Below are 20,901 nucleotides of genomic sequence, written 5' to 3' on the forward strand. Positions count from 1 at the left end.
TTACCTCCTCGGCCCGCTCCGGGAGCCGTCCGCGAGCAGCCGGGCACCATCGACCGCCGCCCGAGCCAGGTTTCGCGCCATCGGCATCGCGTTGTCGCGCAGCCACGGCCGCAGGGCGTAGAGCGCACGCGCCCGTTCCCTCGTCGGCAGCGGGGATCGCAGCACCGCGCGGAGGAACCAGCGGCCCTCCTCGACGTTGGGCAGCACGATGGTCTTGGCGTGGTCGCCGCATTGACTGCGGTAGAACTCGCGGGGCCCGACGCTCTGGCTGATCCGTCCGGAATGCATGCGGTGCAACAGCAGTTCGTCGGTGATGTCGACGAACGGTCCGCGCAGGGCCAGTTCGGCGATCAGCACCCGGTCGCCCGCCTTGATCGGCGGATTGAGCATCGTCTCGACGAGCGCGGTCCGACGAATCAACCCGTAGCAGTAGTAGTTGTGATGCCGCACGGACAGCAGGTCGAACAACCTGGTCACCGGGTCGGGATGGTCCACGCGACACTGGTTGTGCCAGCTGCCCACCGGCTGGTCGGCCGCGTCGATCTCGGTCGCCGACGTGCTGGCGAGCACGGCGGCAGGCTCGGCGAGGAGCGCGTCCAGGCAACGGCGGAGCCGGTCGGGCAGCCAGACGTCGTCGTGTCCCGACCACGCGAAGAACGGGCTGCGGGCCTGCTGGACCAGTTGGTTGTGATTCGCCATCACGCCGATGTCGCTGCCGCGGCGGATATAGCGGACGCGGTCGTCGCGTGCCGCGTAGTCGCGACAGATCTCCTCGGTGGCGTCGGTCGAGTGGTTGTCCGCGATGTGGATCTCGAAGTCGACGCCCTGTTGGCCGATCAGCGAATCGAGGGCCCGTTCGAGGAAGTCCTCGCCGTTGTACACCGGCAGGCCCACGGTGACCGGCGGGGCGGCGGACCCGATGAATCCGGGAGCCCGAGTTCGGGGGACAGGCGGGTGCTCGTTCATCAGCTCTCCCTCATCTCCAGTACCGACGGCTCGGCACCGCGGGCGAGTGGGACCCGGATGCCCAGTCCGATGTGGTCGGCACGCACCCAACGGCCGCCTGCGGCCTCGACCTCCGGGTAGGCGGCGCGGACCTCGGCGAGCAGGTCGGGAACGAACAGCAGCACCAGGTCCGGCCGGTCGCCGCGCAGCCGTTCCGGCCCCACGACCGGGATGCCGACGCCCGGCAATCGCCTGCCGTGCTTGGACTCCGCGGCGTCGACGACGGCAGGCAGCAGGCCGGGGCCTGCTCCCGCCGCGCAGAGCAGTGCGACCGATCGCGACGCCGCGCCGTAGCCGAGGATGCGCAACCCGCTGCCCGAGGCCTGCTCCAGCCAGGACCACAGCTCCAGGGCGCCGCGCTCCATGGCGAGTTGCAGCCGGCCCACCTGGCCGGCGTCCAGCACGCCGAACGCCCGTTCCTCCCGCACCAGTGCGGTCACGCCGTCGGACTGCCTGCCCTCGCGAGTGCAGGCCAGCAACACCGTCCCGCCGTAGAGGTCGAAGGTCCAGGCCCGCCGGACCACCAGCCCGACCGTCTCCAGCATGTTCACCAGCACGGGCGTCGAGTAGTAGGCGTGATGGCCGTGACGCAGCACGTTCCACTCGCCGTCACGCAGCATCGCCGCGAGGGAGTGGAACTGAACGAGCAGGGTCCCGCCCTCGGCGAGCCGGTCGACCCGGCGGGCCAGCGCGGCGGCCTGGGCGGGCTCGTGCATCAGGCCGAAGCAGTCCAGCACCAGGTCCGCGGGCTCACCCGGCTCGGCCGGAATCAGACCGCGGTCCGACAACGGACCGGCCCAGGAGCCGCCGTGCGGACTGCCGAACTCGGCGAATCGGCCGGACTTCGGCAGCAGCCCCGCGGCGGCGGCCCTGGCCACGGCCTGTTCGGACTGCCGGACGAGGGCATGGGATTCGATGCCGCGTGGTTCATCGGCGGTCGTGTCGTCCTCGAGGAGCTGGGCCAGTCCGCACGCGGTGCACATGCCCATCCGCAGGGAGTACAACGGATCGGGCCGAGTGTCGGTGAGCAGGGGGAAGTCGTCACAGGCGGGCTGATCGCCGAGGTCCAGCACGACCTCGAGCCCACCGGCGTCACAGTATCGACAGTAGTGCGCACTCACCGTGACCACCGATCCTGGACAATGACGGGATGCGAGTGGTCTCGAGCGATCTGCCCGGTGTCCTGCTGTTCCTTCCCGAGCCCCGACACGATCGACGCGGCCTGTTCACCAGGACCTTCGACATCGCCGTCGCCGCCGACCACGGCATCGACGCGAGCCGTTTCCGGCAGGACTCGCAGTCCCGGTCCCGACGCGGAGTGCTGCGTGGTCTGCACGGTCGGTCGGGACACGGCGAGTCGAAGCTCGTGCGCTGCGCCCGAGGTGCGGTCCACGACGTGCTGGTCGACGCCCGTCCCGGCTCGGCGACCTTCGGTCGGCATGCCGTGTTCCGACTCGACGACCGCGACTTCGCGCATCTGTTCGTCCCGGCAGGTCTGCTGCACGGCTTCCAGGCGCTCACCGACGAGGCCGACGTGTGCTATCGGATCGACGCCGAGCACGATCCGGCGGCGGACCTCGCCGTGCGCTACGACGACCCGCAGCTGGGCATCGACTGGCCGCTGCCGGTCAGCGTGCTCAGTGACCGTGATCGGGCGGCGGGGTCCTGGGCCGACCTGCGTACCGCCCTCGGCTGACGCGGTCACGGCGACGAGGTGAGTCCGAGCAGGCGTCGGACCGGCCCGAACCACGGCCTTCGCAAGCAGACCATGCACGATGGCGAGATCCGAAGCCGAGCGGTACGCAGGCCGGCGGCCGGCTGAGTCGGGCCACGACGGCACGATGCGCGGACCTCGGCCTCGCGAAGAACCCGGCGGCGGACCGTCGGCTGACCGGGCCGCCGACGGCGGGACCGCCCTCCGCACGCTCATCGCGCCGAGGCGAACTTGGCGGGGCGCAGGTCCTCCGCGAGCCTGCCTGCCTCGGCCAGGCCGGTCAGCCAGGCCAGCCTGGTGAAGCGCTGGTGGAAGTCCGCCCAGGTCAAGCCGTAGGCCTGATAGGTGGCATACAGCTCTTCGGCACCGTCGCCGACCGACCAGCGCGGCGCGAAGGCAGGCAGTCGCTCCCGAATTCGGCTGAAGTCCACGCGGTAGGACCGAGGGTCGGGGCCGTTCTCCCCGGTGATGAGCAGCGTGGAGCCCGGCACCGCCGCCACCACCCGCTCCGCGATCTGCGCGACGGTCAGGTTGTTCGTCGCGATCCCGACGTTGAACGCGGCGGCGTGCACGGCGGGACGCGGTGCCTCCAACGCGGCCAGGAAGGCCGCGGCGATGTCGCGGACGTGGACCAGCGGGCGCCACGGAGACCCGTCGGAGAGAACCCGCACGGTCCCGGTGAGCATCGCGTGCCCGACGAGGTTGTTCAACACGATGTCCACCCGCTGCCGGGGCGAGGCGCCGAACGCGGTGGCGTTGCGAAGGAAGACCGGGCTGAAGTGCTCGTCGGCCAGCTCCCGCAGGTCGTCCTCCACTCGTACCTTGCTCTCCGCGTACGGGGTGACGGGCCGCAGGGCGGCCTCCTCGGTGACCAGTTCGTCGCCCGCCGCCCCGTAGACCGAGCACGTCGAGGCGTAGAGGAACCGGCGGACGCCCGCCTCCCTCGCCAACCAGGCCAGCCGGACCGAGGCGTGGTGGTTGATCTCGTAGGTGACCTCGGGCGCGAGATGCCCCAGCGGGTCGTTGGACAACGCCGCGAGGTGCACGACGGCGTCCACGCCCCGGAACTGCTCCTCCGTGGCGTCGCGGATGTCGATCCGATGTCCGCCCGGATCGGCGACCGCGGGCCCGAGCAGACAGTCGGCGAAGAGACCGGAGTCCATCCCGACGACCTCATGCCCGCCGCCCATCAGCACCGGGACGATCACTCCGCCCAGGTAGCCGAGGTGACCGGTGACTAGAACTCGCATGAGTCGATTCCCTCCACAACGATCTTGTTCGTGAAGAAGGCCTCGGCATGGGTGCTTCCGCACTGCACACCACGGACCGTGGCCAGGGCGAGGAACGTCTCCGTGCGGAACCACGACCGCGACCGCTGGGACGGGTAATGCTCGACGAGCAGCTCCGCCTTGGCCTTCGCCACGGACTCGGTCATCGGGAGGTACACGGAGGGCTGGGCGAGGTCGGCGTCCCACTTGAGGATCTCGTAACCGAGGATGAGGTGATCTCGAAACACGGTCGGCATCAGCCTCGCCAGGGTCCGGTGGTCCTGATGCCGGTCATGGGGCGCCGGGCCGACCACGAGGTCGGGATCGCAGTCGTGCCGCAGCCGCTCCAGTTCGTCCTTCGCCACCGACCAGTGCGCGGGCACCCGCCCGTCCGGGAGCCTGAGCACCCGCAGGTCCAGTCGCGCACCGGGGCAGAACGCCGTGAGCGCCGCCTTCTCCTCGACCTCCCGTCCGGTGTCGCCGCCGCTGAGCACCATCGCGGTCACCCGAAGCCCCGGCACCCCGCGACAGAGGGAGAGCAGCGTGCCGCCCGCGCCGATCGCGATGTCGTCACAGTGCGCCCCGAGGACGGCGACCTCATGAACGTCGGTCAGTCGCAGCCCGCGCATCAGCGTTCGATCCCGACGCGGGCCGCCGTCTGCCCGGAGGGAGCCTCGTGGTCGGCGGGCCGATCGGAGTCCCAGAGCATCCACGGCCGGTCACCCAAGAGGTAGGCGTTCTCCAGCGCCGCCCGTTCCTTGACCGTGTCGGCGGGCTGCCAGAAACCGCGATACGGGTAGGCGAGCAGCTCGCCGCGCTTGGCCAGTTCGGCGCAGGCGCCGTCCACCAGGTCACCGCCCGCGGGCAGGTGGTCGAAGACCTCACGGCGCAGGACGAAGTAGCCGCCGTTCTCCCAGATCGGCAGGCTGCTCACCGGGGTGACGGCGCTGACCATGGACCGTTCGCCGAGCTCGACGCAGTGGAACGACGACTGCGGCGGAACCACGAGCATCGCGGCGACCGCGCCTTCGGCGTGGAAGCGGTCGATCAGGTCGTCCAGCGGCGCGTCGGTGAGCACGTCCGCGTAGTTCGCCAGGAACACCTCGTCGTCCGCCAGCAGGTGCCGGACGCGGCGCAGCCGTTCCCCGATGCTGGAGGCGAGCCCGGTGTGAACGAACTCGATGTTCCAGCCGCTGATGTCGGTCGAGTGGAGCCGGACCGTTCCGTCGCGCAGCACGAAGTCGTTCGAATCCGTCTCGGCGTAGTCGAGGAAGAAGTTCTTGATGTGGCGCGCGCCGTAGCCGAGACACAGGATGAAATCGGTGTGGCCGAAGTGCGCGTAGTACCGCATCACGTGCCAGAGCAGCGGACGCGGGCCGACGGCGTGCATGGGCTTGGGCAGATCGTCGGCGGTCCCGTTGCGCATCCGCATTCCGTAGCCGCCGCAGAACAGCACGACCTTCACCGGACACTCCTCATCCTTCGGGGGTTCGCGGCCACCACGTCGAGTTCCGGGATCGGGAAGACGAGTCGGCCGCCCCACTCGCCGATGTACCGCAACGCCTCGGTCAGCTCCGCCCGCAGATTCCACGGCAGCACGAGCACGTAGTCGGGTCGATCCACGGCGATCTGTTCCGGCGGCAGAACGGGAATCCGCATGCCGGGCGTGAATCTGCCGTGTTTGTAGGGATTCCGGTCGACGGTGTACCGCAGCAGGTCGGTGCGAATCCCGCAGTGGTTCAGCAGGGTGTTGCCCTTGCCGGGAGCGCCGTAGCCGACCACGGTGCGCCCCTCGCGGGCCGCGTCGAGCAGGAACCCGAGAAGCTGTCGCCGCAGCGCCGCCACCGCGGCGCCGAATCCGGTGTGACCTGCGAGGGCGTGCATCCCTGCCTCGGCCTCGGCGGCGAGCACCGCCGACATTCGCGGCGAGGGCGGGCCCGCGACGGCGACGGGCCTGACCCACAACCGGATCGAGCCGCCGTGCGTCGGCAGCGTCTCGACGTCGACGACCGCCAGGCCGCCCGTCGCCAACGCCTGCTGCGCCGAACGGACCGTGTAGTACTGGAAGTGCTCGTGGTAGATCGTGTCGAACTGCCGATGCCGGACGAGGCTGAGCAGGTGTTGCACCTCGATGCTGATCCAGCCGTCGTCGGCCACCAGCGCCCGCAGGCCGGCCGTGAAGTCGAGCAGGTCCGGAACGTGGGCGTAGACGTTGTTGGCCACCACCAGGTCGGCCGGGCCGTGCTCGGCGCGCAGCCGCCTGCCGACGTCCTCGCCGAGGAACTCCGTCAGCGTCGGGACGCCGTTCTCCCGAGCCGCGGCGCCGACGTTGGCCGACGGCTCGATGCCGAGGCATCGGATGCCGCGCCGCACCACGTGGGAGAGCAGGTAGCCGTCGTTGCTGGCCGCCTCGACGACGTAGGAGTCCGTGCCGAGCCCGAGCCGTCGGACGGTCTCGGCGACGAAGCGCTCCGCATGGGCCACCCAGGACGTCGAGAAGGAGGAGAAGTAGGCGTACTCGGTGAACGTGTCCTCGGGCGTGATCAGCGCGGGCAGCTGGGCGAGCAGACACGCGGAGCAGACACGCAGGTGCAGCGGATAGGTCTGCTCCGGCTCCGCCAGCCGCTCGCGCGTCAGGAATCGCTCGCAGGGTGGTGTCGCGCCGAGGTCCACCATGCTGACCAGGTCGGAGTGCCCACAGAGTCGGCAGTTCATCAGTACGCCCCCTGGCCCCGGATGACGGCCCACACCGTCTTCCACAAGATCACGAAGTCGAGGGCCAGCGACCAGTTCTCCACGTAGCGCAGATCCAGTCGGACGGACTCCTCCCACGAGAGATCGCTGCGTCCGCTGACCTGCCAGAGGCCGGTGAGTCCCGGCTTGACCAGCAGCCTGCGCCGAGCAGCCGGGTCGTAGTGCTCGACCTCCTCCGGCAGCGGCGGGCGCGGGCCGACCAGCGACATCGTCCCGGCGACGACGTTGAAGAGCTGGGGCAGCTCGTCGATCGAATAGCGACGGAGGAACGCTCCGATGCGCGTGACCCTGGGGTCGCGCCGCAGCTTGAACAGCGGCCCGGCACCCTGGTTGTTCTGAGCCATGCCTGTGCGCAGCAGGTGCGCGTCCGGGACCATCGACCGAAACTTGATCATGGTGAACATGCGGCCCTCTCGACCGACTCGGCGTTGGCGGTACAGCACGGGCCCGCCGCCGTCGAGCAGCACGAGCACGGCGATGACGACGAACAGCGGCGCGGCCAGCAGGAGCAGGAGCACGGCGAGGACCCGATCGACGCAGTCCTTCACCACCCGCTTCGCCCCGGTGAAGACCGGCTGACTGACCCAGAGCAGCGGCAGGCCGAAGACCGGCGAGACGTTGAGCCTCGGCCCCGTGACCTCCAGCAGCATCGGCGCGACGACCATCTCGGCCTGACTTCCCTCCAGCTGCCAGGCGAGGCGCTGAATCCGGCCCGGCGTCCAGTAGGGATCGGGGGCCAGGGCCACGACCCGGTAGTCGCCGCCGCCGACGCGGTCGGCCAGCTCGTCGATCGTGCCGACGACGGGGACCCCGTCGATCTCGCCGCGCTCCCAGGCGGCGAGCCCCGACCAGCTGTCGCGAGCGATGCAGACGCCCTCGATCCGCCAGCCGTTGTGCGGCTCACGGCGTGTGCGGCTGATCAGCTCGCCGAGCGCCTCGACGCCCCCGGCGGCGAGCACGGGCAGCAGGCAGTGCCCGGCGCGTCTGCGGCGATGCAGCGCCTGCCGGAGTACGTAGCGCACGGGGAAGCCGAGGACCCCGATCGAGGGCACGACCACGAAGATCCAGGGCCGCAGCACGGCGAGTTGGAAGGCGAAGCCGATCAGCGCCAGCAGGAGCATGGTGCCGAGCAGGGCTCGACCTACCCGGCGGTACTCCTCCGCGCCGTGCCCGAGACCGCGTGGTTCCCAGGCGCGCGCCGCCATGAGAGCGCCGAGCACGCACACCGCCGTCGTACCCGCCGCGAGGAACACGGCCAGGCCGCCCCAGGCCCCCGCGGCCGAGCCGGGCCGCCCGGTCATCAGGACGGCGGCACTGATCACCACCACCAGTGTCGTCACGTGGTCGGCGATGACGACGTCGCGTCGATGTCGCCGTTCCCAGGTGTCGGCGGGAGGCCGGAGCGCTACGGGGATGACGTCAAGCCGGAGGTCGCTCGGGGCCTCCGTCACCGTCTGCCTGTCGTTCACCTGGCTTCTCACCCGTTTCTGTCCGCAGGATCGAACACGTCGACGAAGCGCGGCGTGAACACCGACCGGGTAACCGACACCAGGGCTGCGACACCCTCGACGTCGGTTCCCCCTGTGGCGGCTGTGGCCTGCACAGCGGCTGGTATCCCGTCCCCGTACGGGTCGCCATCACGGCTGGGAGATTCCTTCGTCTTGGAGGAGGGCTGCTAGTGCTGCGAAAGCAGTGAAACATCCGCCGAGCACGGTTGACGGCCGGAGAACCGCTGCCCGCCTCATCCATTGGATCAACCCGAGACCACACTGTTCAGCGACTTCAGTCACCCATAGCAATCGATCTCGCGGCAGAATACGACCGGTTTCTGCGGCACTCGACTGAGGACGAGGCAATTGGTCTGATCCGCGTCGACAATCGGTGATCACCAGCTTTCCGACGCGACACGTCAAGGTGTTACGGCATTGATATGTTGGCAATGCCGGGAAATAGACGAGATGTCATCGCAAGCAGTCGGAATGGCACCGTAATGCACCGGACCGGCCCTACTCGAATACGGCTCGGTTCTTCGGCGCCCCACAGGCGCCGAGACGACCACCGGATTCGCTCTCGCCCGTTCCGTCGACCCGATCTCGCCGCATGCCCGCGCGCGGGGAACACCGCCGAGGCCGGCGCCGCGAACCCGGGCTCAGGACGTCCTCGAAGCAGTGAGCACAGGCATGCCCGCCGGCGGCTTTCATACCCGCCCGAGGACATCCGCCGGGGCACCGGCCCTCCTTCGGACACCGGTCCGGAGGACGCGGGCCGCCACGACGTTCGTCGGCCCGCACCGGCGGTCAAGGCTCGACGGACGAGCGGACGGCCGCGGTGTCGGCGACCGGCTGATCTCGGCCGCGGCGTCCAGGGGCGACGCCCACGCTCCGCCTCATCCGAGACGCGGCGGCTCACCGGACACCGGGGTGTCACTCACCCGGCCGAGCGGGCCGGGATACCGACGGCGCGGGGCCGAGAGGGCTCCGGCTGCTGAGCGACGGACCAGGGCGGAGAGCCGACGACTTACCCGGCAGGCGGCGTGCTCGGGGCCGGGATGAACAAGCACGGCGATCCGCTCGGCAAGGTGCGGCCCCGCTCTCCGGAGGTGCGGTCGTCTCCGGAGCGGCCTGCGGCAGGCGGTGGGCAGAGCCGACCGGCGAAGCAGGGTCGGGCCGCCGGGCCCGGCGGTCGGCACAGAGCCATAACGGCAAAGCCCCCACCCGATCGGGTGGGGGCTTGTCTGAGCAGTTCAACCCTGGTGGCCAGGGCCGGGATCGAACCGGCGACCTTCCGCTTTTCAGGCGGACGCTCGTACCAACTGAGCTACCTGGCCGTTCGCTCCCGGCTGTACCAGCCGTTTGCTGTTGCGACCCCGACGGGACTCGAACCCGCGACCTCCGCCGTGACAGGGCGGCGCGCTAACCAACTGCGCCACGGGGCCAATGTTCTGGCCTAGTGTAAAGCGTGCTCCCAACGGGATTCGAACCCGCGCTGCCGCCTTGAAAGGGCGGAGTCCTAGGCCGCTAGACGATGGGAGCGGGGCCGACTCGGGTCCGACCCGACCTCGCTTTCCAACGGTGTTCGTTGGGAGCGACGATAGCTTAGAACACATCATCGACAGATGACAAAGCGGGTGGTCACAGCGTTTCGCGCTGCGGCTCGTCGACCGTCGATCTCCGGCGCGATCGGCTGATCTCGACGACGTCTTCGCAGGTCAGGCGCCCATCTGCGTCGAACTCCGCCCTCCGCCGGCTTCGGGCCTCCGACGACGCCCGCCCGCGTCCTTCGTCGAACCGACTCTCAGTGGCCCTCGTCACTTCGAAGAAGGGCAAGGACCGGCGAGCCGACGATGACGGGTCGACACCGACGCCGACGCCGACACGACCTCGATGTCGATCACCGTCGGTGATCGACGGTCCGACTCCCCGACGGCACGTCGGAACGAGGGCGCACCCGCCTCCGGTACCCGCACGCTCCGTCGAGGTCGCTAGCGTCGCACCGGGGGGACGCCGTCCTCGCCCGGCGTGAGTCCGAGCATGTCCAGCAACATCCGACAGTCCTCGACACCATGGGCGCCTCGCGCCACCGCGACCCGCGCCCGATGCACTTGGCCTTCGGAAATACGCGGTGACTCTCCGTTGCGTTGTGCGGGCACCGCAGGAGTCGTCCGATCGAATTGATCTTCGGTCTGCCACAAGAACTTTCGCACGTCAAGCGACCCGTTCATGGTGCCTCCCCGACTCGGCTTCGGCCGCAGATTATCTGTCCGCCCAGACCCCCGCAGCCCCCCGCAGAGTGATTCAGCACGCCCAGAGAACTACTCTCGGTCACAAAGATCGCTAAGCCGATGCCCCTGAAGATCGGCTTCACCACACCGAGCCGCCCCCGATCTCGGCTGCGGGCCGGGCCCCCGGCGGGACGCGGCGAGGGCCCGACCACACCGCCGCCCGGCGACGGAATCCGGTGGCGCGCCGCGATGTCCCTCCCCGCCGAATCACTCCGGTCAAACCCGCCGTCACCTCCAGCGGACCGCGGACGCCGCGAGCCGGTCGACGGAGGCACTGTTCGGCTCCGGTTCAGCGACTCGTCACCCGATAGAGAGGACGGCCACCCGCGGGTGAGGGCCCTACCAGGCGTTCCGCGAGGAACCACGCCCGTTCGAGGGAATGGAAGCACTTTCCTGGCTGATCGCCCGCGGCCGAGCCGAGCGGCGATGGACGTCCGACCTCGACGACGTCGCCCGGTGCGCTTCGTCCGACACGCCGGGGTGTCGGGCCGTGATCAACGATCGACGTCGGGAACCGGTCGGGCTGTCGCTCCTCGGCTCGGCCCGGCCCGGCCTCCGAGTGCTCGACACGGACGGACCTTCTCACCTGGTGAAACTCCGCAGGCTGCCTCGAAGCCGCCGCAGGTTCCGCAGTGCGGCGGACAGCGCCGTGCCCGCCCCCGACCGCCGGGATAAACAAAAGGTAACGAAATATCGGCGAAGTGGGTGCCATCCCGCGATGGACCGTGCAAGAATCTCGTTGCTGACACACCCCCAGTCAGCAACTGTGGAGATTCCCCCCTCCAAGCCCCCGCGCTCCTCCCCCTGGCGCGGGGGCTTCTCCTTTTCGGACCCGACCGCGGAAGATCGCGACCGCCCGAGACGGGCCTGTGGTCGCCATCACATCTCGACACAAGCCCGCAACCGTTTCGTTATCGTGTCCGCCGTGGCTTTTGGACGAATCAAGAACGGTCGACACCGCCCCCCGGCTGACGAAGCCGCCGTGCAGCAGGACACCGAGCTGGAGTCCTACCTGGCCGCACTCGCTCCAGAGAGCGACCTGGAGACCACGGCGACCGGCAGTCGCTTCGGCGGCGCGGGCGTCTACCAGCTTCGACTGCCCATCAACGCCAACGAGCAGCTCCACAGTCTCGCCGAGGAGCTGGAGACCTCGCCGCGCGAGCTGCTCCAAGACTGGCTGCTGCAACGGCTCGCCTGGGAGGCACGCCAGCAGGAGCAGCGTTGGATCCCCGCCCCGCAGGCGACCCTTCAGGGCAGCCTCTGAGTCGATCCCGGCGTCCCCCGAAGACCCCGCCGGATCCGATCGATCCACACCCCCACCCGCTTCCTCCCCCGAGAATGACGAAGGCCGTCACCACTGGTGACGGCCTTCGGTGCTTGCCGGGGCCGATTCCGGCCCCGATCCGGTCACTCGGTGACGATCAGCTCCGCGGGCACCGGCCGGTCCTCGGCCAACGCGCTGAACAGCTCCTGGCTCTTGGCCTCGTCCCAGTAGACGACCGACATCCCACGCTCCTGACCGAAGCCGCCAAAGGGAACGGTCGTGGTCACGCCCTCCCCGTTGACGAAGCTGCGCATGGCGAAGGCCAGCCCGCCGAGATGCCAGATGTGGTCGTCCTCGCCGACGATGGCCAGTTCCGCGGTGTCCAGGGCCAGCGGGATGCTGCGGAACGGGTTGAACAGCACACCGGGGCTCGTGGCCTTCTGCATCAGGGCCGAGAGGAACTCGCGCTGCCGCTCGACACGATCCAGGTCGCCGAGCGCGCTGGCACGGGTGCGGACATAGCCCAACGCCTGCGCACCGTCGAGCTCCTGACAGCCCGCCTGAAGATCCAGACCGGCCAGCGGGTCCTGCATCGGCTCGTCGATGCACATCTCCACGCCGCCGACCGACTCGACGATGCCCGCGAATCCGCTGAAGCCGACCTCGGCATAGTGATCGATGCGCAGTCCGGTCGCGGTCTCGACGGTCCTGGCCAGCAGCTGCGGTCCCCCGAAGGCGAACGCGGCGTTGATCCGGTTCGCGTCGTAGCCCTCGATCGGGACGAACGAGTCACGCGGCAGACTGAGCAGCGTCGGCGCCACATCGTTGTCCGGGATGTGCAACAGCATGATGGTGTCGGTGCGTCTGCCCGCCGCCTGCCCGGTCGCCAGGTCCGACTGCTGATCCTCGTCCAAGCCCTCACGGCTGTCCGAGCCGACGATCAGCCAGTTCGTCCCGGCCGTCTCGGCAGGCCTGCCCGGGTAGTCGGCCAGCGCCTCCTCGCGGGTGAGCCTGGAGTCGATCCAGAAGACGAGCCCGCCCACCGCCAACAGGATGACGAGCAGGAACACGCCGATCCGCCTGCCCCACCTCGGCTTCTTCCGACGCGGCGGCGGTCTGCGTATCGGCTCCCGCTCGCGAGCGGGCAGGGGAGACCCGTACGGGGGCGTCGGCGGGCCCTGCCGCTGCCGCGAGTACTGGTTCTGCCGCGGTCGCGAGTAAGGCCCCTGCCGAGAGCCCGCCTCCGGCATCATCGCGGTGCGGTCCGTCGGCGGTCGTCGGCCCGGCTCGGGCCTGCCGTCCCATCTGCCACTCATGCGTTTCGCATCCGTCGGTCGATTTCGGCGGAGAAGCCTCCGACTGAAGGCTTCCTACACAACAAGACGCATCCTCGCCTATGAGGTTGCCTCCGCGATCACCGAGGGTTGTCGATCTCTGCCCGTCAGTCCGCCCCGGTCACACCGCCGAGCCCGACCACCGCTCCCCGTGCGTTCTCGCGGCAGGCCGCGACGCCGCTGCCGAGTGGGGCTCGACGGCCCTGCCGACATCGGGGCACGCACCAGCACGCACGGCGCCCACGGGCCGTTGACGGCCGGGCCGGGCACCAGGCATCCTGAGCACGGCTGCCCTCTCGCCGTCGGTGTCGGACGCCTCGCGCCTCGATGCCGGCAGTGGCGCGAGTCCTCCAGCGACCGAGCCCGTCGAGGGTCACGATGCCCGTGATCACCGAGACGGGTCTACTCGTGTTGTGGAGGGTGCATGTCCGACGATCGACTGTCCGACCGCCTGCGCCAGGCGTTGCTCGACGGCGACGACCTGGTCCTGACCTCGGGCTACGCCAGGCTGCCCGACAGCGTCGCGGGTCATTCCCAGTACGAGCGGATCGGCGTCGTCCTGGTCGTCGACCGACGCACCGGCCTGATAGCGGCCGCGGACACGACCCTGCTCACCCGTCTCGGCACCGACTTCTTCCGTTCTCTCGTCGAGAACCGCTCGGTGTTCACCGAGCCCGCGGCGATCCTCGACGCGGTGCGTGAGCGCTACCACGGCCAGTCGGGACCCGCGCTGCTCACCGCGCTCCGACGGTGCATGGAGAACTGCGTGCACCTGAGCACCGATCGGATGGACTCGTGACGACCACCAGCGACCCGGGCGGCGGGCCGCTCGCGGGCATTCGAGTGCTCGACCTGTCGCGAGTGCTGGCGGGCCCGTACGCCACCATGCTGCTCGCCGACCTCGGCGCCGAGGTGATCAAGGTGGAGCATCCGGTGCGCGGCGACGACACGCGGTACTGGGCGCCACCATCGGTCGCGGGCGAGTCCGCCTACTTCCTCGCCGTGAATCGGGGCAAGCGCAGCATCGGCCTGGACCTGGCCAGCCCGCCGGGACGCGATCTCGCGCTGCGGCTCTGCGCCGCGGCCGACGTCGTCGTCGAGAACTTCCGCCCCGGCGGTGCGGCTCGACTCGGCCTGGGCCACGAACAGGTGCGGGCGGCCGTCCCGCACCTGGTGTACTGCTCGATCAGCGCCTATCCGGCAGGACATCCGCAGGCGGCCGACGCGGGCTTCGACGCCGCGATCCAGGCGCAGAGCGGCCTGATGGCGGTCACCGGAGACGCGACGGGATCACCGACCAAGATCGGCGTCGCGCTGGTGGACGTGCTCGCCGGGCTCAACGCCTCCACCGCGATCCTGGCGGCCCTGCGCCGCCGCGAGCAGACCGGCCACGGCGAGCACGTCACGGTCTCGCTGCTGGGCTCGGCGCTGTCCGGACTGGTCAACGTGGCGCAGAACGCCCTGATCACGGACACGGAGCCGGGCAGACACGGCAACGCGCACCCCAGCATCGTCCCGTATCAGACCTTCGAGACGCGGGACGGCGTGGTGATGGTCGCGGCGGGCAACGATCAGCTCTATCGACGGCTGTGCACGGTCCTGCGCCGCCCGGATCTCGCCGACGATCCCCGCTTCACGCGCAACTCCGATCGGGTTCGGCATCGGACGATGCTGGTCGACGAGCTGGCCGTGGAGTTCCTCGGGCGGACCACGGCCGAGTGGGCCGAGGCGCTGCGCGCGGGCGGGGTGCCTGCGAGCCCGGTCAACGGTGTGCTCGCCGCCCTGCGGGACGCGGGTTCGAGCGCCGTCGCGACCCTCCGGCACCCCGCTGTCGGACCGTGGGAGACCGTGCGACCCGGATTCGCCCTCGCCGATGCCGACTCGCTCACCGACACGCCTCCCCCGCTGCTCGGCGAGCACACCGACGAGGTGCTCGCCGAACTCGGAGTCGACGCGGCGCGGCGAGCCGCGTTACGAGCCCGGTCGATCATCGCCCCGACCGACGTCGGAGCCGCCGACGCGATCCCGGTGAGCGCCGACGACACCGGCCATGCCCAGGACGTCCCCACGCCGACAACAGAGACGGAGTGCAGATGAGCAGGTCCACCACCCCAGATCCCCGTGACTTCCTCGATGTCGACGGTCAGCTCACCGACGAGGAGCGCGACGTCCGCGACCTGGTGCGGCGCTTCGCCGCCGATCGGCTCTCCCCCGCCGTGGCCCAGTGGTACGAGGACGGCAGGCTCCCCACGGAGCTGGCGAAGGAGTTCGGCTCGCTGGGCCTGCTCGGGATGCACCTGAACGGCTACGGCTGCGCCGGGGCGAGTGCCACGGCTTACGGCCTGGCCTGTCGTGAGCTGGAGGCCGTGGACTCCGGGCTGCGCAGCTTCGTCTCGGTTCAGGGGTCGCTCGCGATGTTCGCGATCCACCGCTGGGGGTCGGAGGAGCAGAAGCAGGCCTGGCTGCCTCGAATGGCCGCCGGGGACGCGATCGGCTGCTTCGGTCTGACCGAGGCCGACGCGGGTTCGGACCCGGGCTCGATGCGGACGAGGGCCCGCCGGGACGGCACCGACTGGGTGCTCGACGGCAGCAAGATGTGGATCACCAACGGGACGCTGGCGGACGTGGCGGTGGTCTGGGCGCAGACCGACGAGGGCATCCGAGGCTTCGTGGTGCCGACGGACACGCCCGGCTTCGCCGCGAACGAGGTGCACGGCAAGCTCTCGTTGCGGGCCTCGGTGACGGCCGAGCTGGTGCTCACCGGAGTGCGGCTGCCTGCCGACGCGGTGTTCCCCGAGGTCATCGGGCTGCGGGGTCCGCTGAGCTGTCTGAACGAGGCTCGGTACGGAATCGCCTGGGGCGCGGCAGGTGCGGCGCGGGCGTGTTATCAGGCCGCCCTGGAGTACAGCCTGTCACGGGAGCAGTTCGGCAAGCCGATCGCGGCCTTCCAGCTCACCCAGCGCAAGCTGGCGGACATGCTGGTCGCGTCGGACCGGGCCGCGTTGGTCGCCTTGCATCTGGGCAGGCTCAAGGACTCCGGAAGCCTGCACCACACCCAGGTCAGCTTCGGCAAGCTGGCCAACGTCTCCGAGGCGTTGACCGTGGCTCGGACCGCTCGAGGCGTGCTCGGCGCGAACGGGATCACCGTCGAATACTCGGTGATGCGACACGCGGCGAACCTGGAGACCGTGCTGACCTACGAGGGCACCGAGGAGATGCACGCGCTGTCGTTGGGCGCGGCGGTGACGGGGCTGCCCGCCTTCCGCTGAGCCGCCCGTCGTCGCTCCGGCCCGCGGTGGCGGACGCGGTCGAGCCGCCGGGATGGGGGCGGCCCCGAAGCGACGCCGCCGCGGTCCGCCGGGAGCGGGCCGCGGCCGGGGCGGGCGGAGATCCGGTCCCGCTTCTCGGGGCGGCCTCCATGCAGGCCTCGTCTCCGGTCCGCTACGTCTCCGATCAGCCCCGACCCTGATTCGACCTGATTCTGATCCGACCCGACTGACGGCCCGCCGTCCCGGCACCGCGCGGTGGTCGTCCTCGGCGGCGGGCTTCGGGACGGGCTCGACAGGCGACGGGGTCGGCGGTGCCTCAAGGGCATGTTCGGCACCGGCGCCGAGGGCGGTCAGGGCCGCGTCGCGGAGCCCGGCCGTTCCCGCGCGCCGCCCGGCGGTGCGGGCGGGCGACGTACGCCGCGCATCGGAACGGGCCAGGACAGGATCATGGCGCTCGCGGTCTCTCCGTACTCCCACAGTCGTTCCAGCAGCCGCTCCAGCCTCGCGACGTCCGGCGTGGCGACATGGACGAGGGAGCAGATGTCGCCGGTGAGTCGCAGCACGCCCAACACCTCGGGCCAGTCCGATATCTGCTCCGGTCGCAGCGTGATGCACCTGGGGCCGTAACACTTCATCCGCACCAACGCCTGCACCCCGAGCCCGACGCCGGAGGGATCGACCTCGGCTCGGTAGCCGGTGATGACCTCGGACTCCTCCATCCTGCGGACCCGCGCGGCGACGGTCGGCGCGGAGGCGCCGACTCGGCGGGCCAGTTCGTTGTAGGACGTGCGGGCGTCGGCCTGCAGGTGGTCGAGCAACGCCCAGTCGAGGTCGTCCAGCTCCATCTCACGACTGTAAAGCCGACCGGCGCCGTCGCTTACGGATGCTCGCTCGATCAACGAATCCGCGGGCCGATGCCCATTCCTGGTCGGGCGACGACGAGGAAGGATCGACCAGAGGACCCGAGTCGGACCGAACGGAAGGAGTTCATCGTGAAGACGCCCGCCTGTCCGCTTGTCGGCCCCACGGCCGACTTCGACGCGACGACGCCCTACGACGACTACGTCCGAGCCGACACGCTGACCCGCCTCGCGCGAACCAGGACCGACGACCCGGCCGAGATGGCCTTCCTCGTGACCAGTCAGGTGATGGAGCTCTGGTTCAGCCTGATCGTCCATGAATGGCGCTCCGCCGTCGCCTCGCTCGACCGTGACGACCTCCAGGGCGCGTTGGAGGCCCTGCGGCGCAGCCTGCGCGAGCTGGCCGCGCTCAATGCGGCATGGCAGCCCATCGCACGCCTCACCCCCGCCCAGTTCGAGTCCTACCGGCCTGCGTTGGGCAACGCCTCCGGGTTCCAGTCGGCGCGATACCGCGAGCTGGAGTTCCTGCTCGGCGAGAAGTCCGCGAGTCTGATCAACCCGCATCGCAACGCCCCGCGGGCGCATGTGGAGCTGGTCGAGGCACTGCACGCGCCGAGCCTCTACGACGCGACCCTGGAGTTCCTGCATCGCCGAGGCTTCAGCCTCCCCGACGAGGTCCGCGAACGGGATCGCACTCGCACGCACCCGGCCCACCCGGCCGTCGAACAGGCCTGGGCCCGGGTGTACGCCGGCGCCGAGCGCGAACTGGTGGACCTCGGCGAGGTGCTGACCGACATCGCCGAAGGATTCTGGCGATGGCGCTCGGACCACCTGATGGCCACCCGACGGGCGATGGGCGGCCGAGCAGGCAGCGGCGGATCGTCGGGAGTCGCGTGGTTGGAGCGTCGAGCGGGCAGACTGGTCTTCCCCGAACTGTGGACGGTGCGAACGAATGTCTGATCTCGACGCTGCCGGTCGGACCGGGTTCGACGATGCCGTCTCGGCCGACTCCGCGGCCGAGACGGCCGAGCTGGCCGAGCGGGCCCGTGCCCTGGACGAATCCGACCCGCTGGCGACGGTGCGAGAGCGCTTCTCGCTGCCGCCCGGAGTCGTCTATCTGGACGGCAACTCGCTCGGGGCCCTGCCCAGCGCGGTGCCGGGCCGCGTCGCGGAGGCGATCAGCCGCGAGTGGGGTCAGGGCCTCATCGCCTCGTGGTGGGACGCCGGCTGGTGGGACGCGCCGCAACGGGTGGGCGAGCTGATCGCGCCTCTGCTGGGTGCCGCGCCCGGCCAGGTCGTCGTGGGCGACTCGACCAGTGTGAACGTGTTCCGCGCCGTGGTCGCCGGCTGGCGGCTGGCCCGGCAGGACGATCCCGGACGTACCGAGATCGTGGTGGACGACACCACCTTCCCGACCGACGGCTACCTCGCCGCGTCGGCGGGCAGACTCCTCGGCGCGCGGGTTCGGCGAGCGCACCCGACGGACGTCCACGCCTTCGACGAGCGCACCGCGGTCGCCTTGATGAACCATGTCGACTACCGCACCGGGCGCCGCTGGGATCTGCCCGCCGTCACGGCGCGGGCTCAGCAGGCCGGCGCTCGCATCGTGTGGGACCTGTCGCACAGCGCGGGCGCCCTGCCCGTCGACCTGGACCGGCACGGCGTCGACCTCGCCGTCGGGTGCGGTTACAAGTTCCTCAACGGCGGACCCGGGGCCCCGTCCTATCTGTACGTGCGATCCGAGCTGCACGAGCGGCTCGATCAGCCGCTGCCCGGCTGGTCCTCCCACGCGGAGCCCTTCGCGATGGAGCCCGACTACCGGCCCGCCGACGGTATGGCTCGTGCGCGCGGCGGTACCCCCGAGATCCTGTCGCTGCTGGCCCTGGAAGCGGCGCTGGGTGTCTGGCAGGGCGTCGAGATCGATCAGGTGCGAGTCAAGAGCCTGGCGTTGACGGGCTTCTTCATGGACTGCGTCGCGGCGTTGACGGCGCCGGGCCGCTTCCGAGTGCTGACCCCGCGGGACGACGACCGAGGCAGCCAGGTCTCCCTGAGCGCGCCCGACGCCGCCGAGCTGCTCCCTCGGCTGGCCCGGGCACAGGTCATCGGCGACCACCGCCCGCCGGACGTGCTCCGGTTCGGCTTCGCACCGCTGTACGTCGGCTTCGCCGACACGTTGCGGGCGGCACGGATCCTGGCCGAGACGGCCGGAGGACGGGCGCCTGCGGCGGGCTGACGACGACGGGGGTCGCTCCGGTCAGAGCAGGCGTGGCTGCGCGGAGCGCCTACCGGGCTGCGCGACCTGGCGTTCCGGGGGCCTCGGCCCTGGGCCTCGACGACGACCGGGCGGCGGAGGCCTGGACGCCGAGAAAGGGCGAGGTACGCGGGCGGGCCGCCGAGGTGATCGATCCGCGGCACCCAAACCGCCGCGCGCCCGGTACAGCGGCCGCGGTCAGCCCGCTCGACGCGGCGTCGACTGGTTTCGGTTCTGCTGACGGCGCGCGCTGCGCTTGCGCTGGGCCCGTGATCCCGTGGGTCGGTCACCGACGCGTCCGCTCTGGCCGGCCGAGGCCGACGTGGCCCGCTCCGGTTCCTTCGTGCTCTCGTCACCGGGCGACTCGTCGTCGGGCGCGGCCGAATCCGCCACGACGGCGGGATCCCGCGGCGATCGGGGGGAATCGTTCCCCGTCGACTCTTCCGACCGTTCCTCCCGAGCCGGCGGTGGTTCCGCGGCCGCCTCGATACTGCGCATCGCCTCATGCAAAGCGGACTGCGCGTCGCTGATTCGGGTGAGCGCCCATTGCTGCCGGTCGTGCAATTCGGCGCTCCGGGACTCCAGATCTCGAATTCGAGCCGCCGCGTATTCATCGGTGTCGCGGACGCGTTGCTCACATTCGCGATTCACACCTTCCTCGCGTTCGGCGAGACTGCGCGACGCCTCGGCGCGCCGAGCCGACATCGCCAATTCGAAATCCTTCTCCACCTGTTTGCGTCGCGCCTTGCCTGCCGCATCGATTCGCGTCACACGTTCCGTGGCCTCGCGAATCAGTCGGTCGGCCTCCTTCTTCGCGTCGGCGAGCCGCCGCGCGGTCTCCGCCTCGCGATCGGCGTAACGCTTCTCGTACTCGGCGGTCAGCGCGGCGTTGCGTGCCTCGTACTCGGCGATCAGGCTGCGCCGCAGCTCCCCCTGCTCGGCGATCAGGCCTTCGTAGCGGGACTTCTGCTCGGCCACCTCGGCATCCACCGAGGCTCGGACATTCCTGGCATACTCCGCGGCCTGGCTCTTGAGCGACTCGGCCTCGTCCTCGGCCAGCGCCAGCATGTGCTGGAGCCGCTCACTGAGGCCGGTGGTGGTCACCGGCGCGTGGGAGAGGCGCTCCAGCCGCGCGCGGGTCCGTTCCAGCTCGCTGCGGGTCGCTTCCAGCACATTCTGAATCTCGGCGCATTGCGATAACGCGGCATCGCGGTCCGCGGCCACCGTGAGCAGGTCATTCTCCATCCCGCGGAGATATTCGGTGACCTGACCTCGGCTGTACCCACGGTAGACGACGTCGAAAGACAAGCGGAGCGGGATCAGCTCGTTATCTTCATCACGCGCCATTGGGTAATACTAACACCGCGCGCATTCGCCGAGTGGCGACCTAGTGCAAACAGG

The 20,901-nt window shown here is 70.3% G+C and carries 17 protein-coding genes and 3 tRNA genes; 7 read left to right on the forward strand and 13 right to left on the reverse strand.

What is annotated here, in order from left to right:
* Entirely contained in the window at positions 1 to 966 is a 966-nt protein-coding gene (locus AHOG_RS26730; RefSeq protein WP_093943778.1) for a glycosyltransferase, read from the reverse strand.
* The gene (locus AHOG_RS26735) at positions 966 to 2,126 is read right to left on the reverse strand and encodes a class I SAM-dependent methyltransferase (protein WP_093944848.1); all 1,161 of its coding nucleotides are present in this window, start codon (positions 2,124 to 2,126) and stop codon (positions 966 to 968) included. Before AHOG_RS26735 ends, AHOG_RS26730 begins: the two co-directional genes overlap by 1 nt.
* A 29-nt stretch (positions 2,127 to 2,155) precedes the next feature.
* Here AHOG_RS26735 and AHOG_RS26740 point away from each other — a divergent pair, with 29 nt between their 5' ends.
* Complete coding sequence (locus AHOG_RS26740; RefSeq protein ID WP_093943779.1) at positions 2,156 to 2,701, forward strand: dTDP-4-dehydrorhamnose 3,5-epimerase family protein; 546 nt, start codon at positions 2,156 to 2,158, stop codon at positions 2,699 to 2,701.
* A 230-nt stretch (positions 2,702 to 2,931) separates the two neighbouring features.
* Here AHOG_RS26740 and AHOG_RS26745 read toward each other — a convergent pair whose 3' ends face one another.
* From AHOG_RS26745 to AHOG_RS26780, 8 genes are all read right to left on the reverse strand, one after another.
* Positions 2,932 to 3,969, reverse strand: a complete 1,038-nt coding sequence (locus tag AHOG_RS26745) for an NAD-dependent epimerase/dehydratase family protein (RefSeq protein WP_093943780.1) — start codon at positions 3,967 to 3,969, stop codon at positions 2,932 to 2,934.
* Entirely contained in the window at positions 3,957 to 4,616 is a 660-nt protein-coding gene (locus AHOG_RS26750) for a PIG-L deacetylase family protein (RefSeq protein ID WP_093943781.1), read from the reverse strand. Before AHOG_RS26750 ends, AHOG_RS26745 begins: the two co-directional genes overlap by 13 nt.
* Entirely contained in the window at positions 4,616 to 5,452 is an 837-nt protein-coding gene (locus AHOG_RS26755; RefSeq protein ID WP_093943782.1) for a glycosyltransferase family protein, read from the reverse strand. The genes AHOG_RS26750 and AHOG_RS26755 overlap by 1 nt, the downstream gene beginning before the upstream one ends.
* Positions 5,449 to 6,705, reverse strand: a complete 1,257-nt coding sequence (locus AHOG_RS26760; protein ID WP_093944849.1) for a class I SAM-dependent methyltransferase — start codon at positions 6,703 to 6,705, stop codon at positions 5,449 to 5,451. Before AHOG_RS26760 ends, AHOG_RS26755 begins: the two co-directional genes overlap by 4 nt.
* The gene (locus AHOG_RS26765) at positions 6,702 to 8,192 is read right to left on the reverse strand and encodes a sugar transferase (protein ID WP_425427610.1); all 1,491 of its coding nucleotides are present in this window, start codon (positions 8,190 to 8,192) and stop codon (positions 6,702 to 6,704) included. Before AHOG_RS26765 ends, AHOG_RS26760 begins: the two co-directional genes overlap by 4 nt.
* Positions 8,193 to 9,491: 1,299 nt before the next feature.
* A tRNA-Phe gene (locus AHOG_RS26770) sits at positions 9,492 to 9,568 on the reverse strand.
* A 34-nt stretch (positions 9,569 to 9,602) separates the two neighbouring features.
* Positions 9,603 to 9,676 (reverse strand) — tRNA-Asp (locus AHOG_RS26775).
* Positions 9,677 to 9,700: 24 nt separating this feature from the next.
* Positions 9,701 to 9,773, reverse strand: a tRNA-Glu gene (locus tag AHOG_RS26780).
* A 1,674-nt stretch (positions 9,774 to 11,447) separates the two neighbouring features.
* Between AHOG_RS26780 and AHOG_RS26795 the strand changes: the two genes are divergently transcribed.
* Positions 11,448 to 11,786 (forward strand): hypothetical protein, encoded by a 339-nt coding sequence (locus AHOG_RS26795; protein WP_245856461.1) that lies wholly within the window; start codon positions 11,448 to 11,450, stop codon positions 11,784 to 11,786.
* A 143-nt stretch (positions 11,787 to 11,929) separates the two neighbouring features.
* On the opposite strand, the gene AHOG_RS26800 is transcribed toward AHOG_RS26795, so the two are convergent.
* On the reverse strand, positions 11,930 to 13,102 hold the full coding sequence (locus AHOG_RS26800) for an LCP family protein (RefSeq protein ID WP_245856462.1): 1,173 nt from the start codon (positions 13,100 to 13,102) through the stop codon (positions 11,930 to 11,932).
* A gap of 442 nt (positions 13,103 to 13,544) precedes the next feature.
* On the opposite strand from AHOG_RS26800, the gene AHOG_RS26805 reads away from it, so the two are divergent.
* Genes AHOG_RS26805 through AHOG_RS26815 form a run of 3 tightly spaced genes read left to right on the forward strand, consistent with a single transcriptional unit; the run spans position 13,545 to position 16,389 of the window.
* Positions 13,545 to 13,919: a DUF3870 domain-containing protein gene (locus AHOG_RS26805; RefSeq protein WP_093943785.1), complete on the forward strand. Its 375-nt coding sequence runs from the start codon at positions 13,545 to 13,547 to the stop codon at positions 13,917 to 13,919.
* Positions 13,916 to 15,217, forward strand: a complete 1,302-nt coding sequence (locus AHOG_RS26810; protein ID WP_093943786.1) for a CaiB/BaiF CoA transferase family protein — start codon at positions 13,916 to 13,918, stop codon at positions 15,215 to 15,217. Before AHOG_RS26805 ends, AHOG_RS26810 begins: the two co-directional genes overlap by 4 nt.
* Complete coding sequence (locus AHOG_RS26815; RefSeq protein ID WP_093943787.1) at positions 15,214 to 16,389, forward strand: acyl-CoA dehydrogenase family protein; 1,176 nt, start codon at positions 15,214 to 15,216, stop codon at positions 16,387 to 16,389. Before AHOG_RS26810 ends, AHOG_RS26815 begins: the two co-directional genes overlap by 4 nt.
* A gap of 350 nt (positions 16,390 to 16,739) precedes the next feature.
* On the opposite strand, the gene AHOG_RS26820 is transcribed toward AHOG_RS26815, so the two are convergent.
* A complete protein-coding gene (locus AHOG_RS26820) occupies positions 16,740 to 17,234 on the reverse strand; it encodes an Lrp/AsnC family transcriptional regulator (RefSeq protein ID WP_093943788.1) in 495 nt (164 codons plus the stop codon).
* Between the two features lie 147 nt (positions 17,235 to 17,381).
* On the opposite strand from AHOG_RS26820, the gene AHOG_RS26825 reads away from it, so the two are divergent.
* Positions 17,382 to 18,209, forward strand: coding sequence for a tryptophan 2,3-dioxygenase (locus AHOG_RS26825; RefSeq protein WP_245856463.1), 828 nt, complete (start codon positions 17,382 to 17,384; stop codon positions 18,207 to 18,209).
* Entirely contained in the window at positions 18,202 to 19,482 is a 1,281-nt protein-coding gene (locus AHOG_RS26830; protein ID WP_093943790.1) for a kynureninase, read from the forward strand. The genes AHOG_RS26825 and AHOG_RS26830 overlap by 8 nt, the downstream gene beginning before the upstream one ends.
* Before the next feature lie 216 nt (positions 19,483 to 19,698).
* Here AHOG_RS26830 and AHOG_RS26835 read toward each other — a convergent pair whose 3' ends face one another.
* Positions 19,699 to 20,847 (reverse strand): hypothetical protein, encoded by a 1,149-nt coding sequence (locus AHOG_RS26835; protein WP_157737062.1) that lies wholly within the window; start codon positions 20,845 to 20,847, stop codon positions 19,699 to 19,701.
* Positions 20,848 to 20,901 lie beyond the last annotated feature (54 nt).

It is taken from the genome of Actinoalloteichus hoggarensis (assembly GCF_002234535.1).
Classification (GTDB): Bacteria; Actinomycetota; Actinomycetes; order Mycobacteriales; family Pseudonocardiaceae; genus Actinoalloteichus_A; species Actinoalloteichus_A hoggarensis.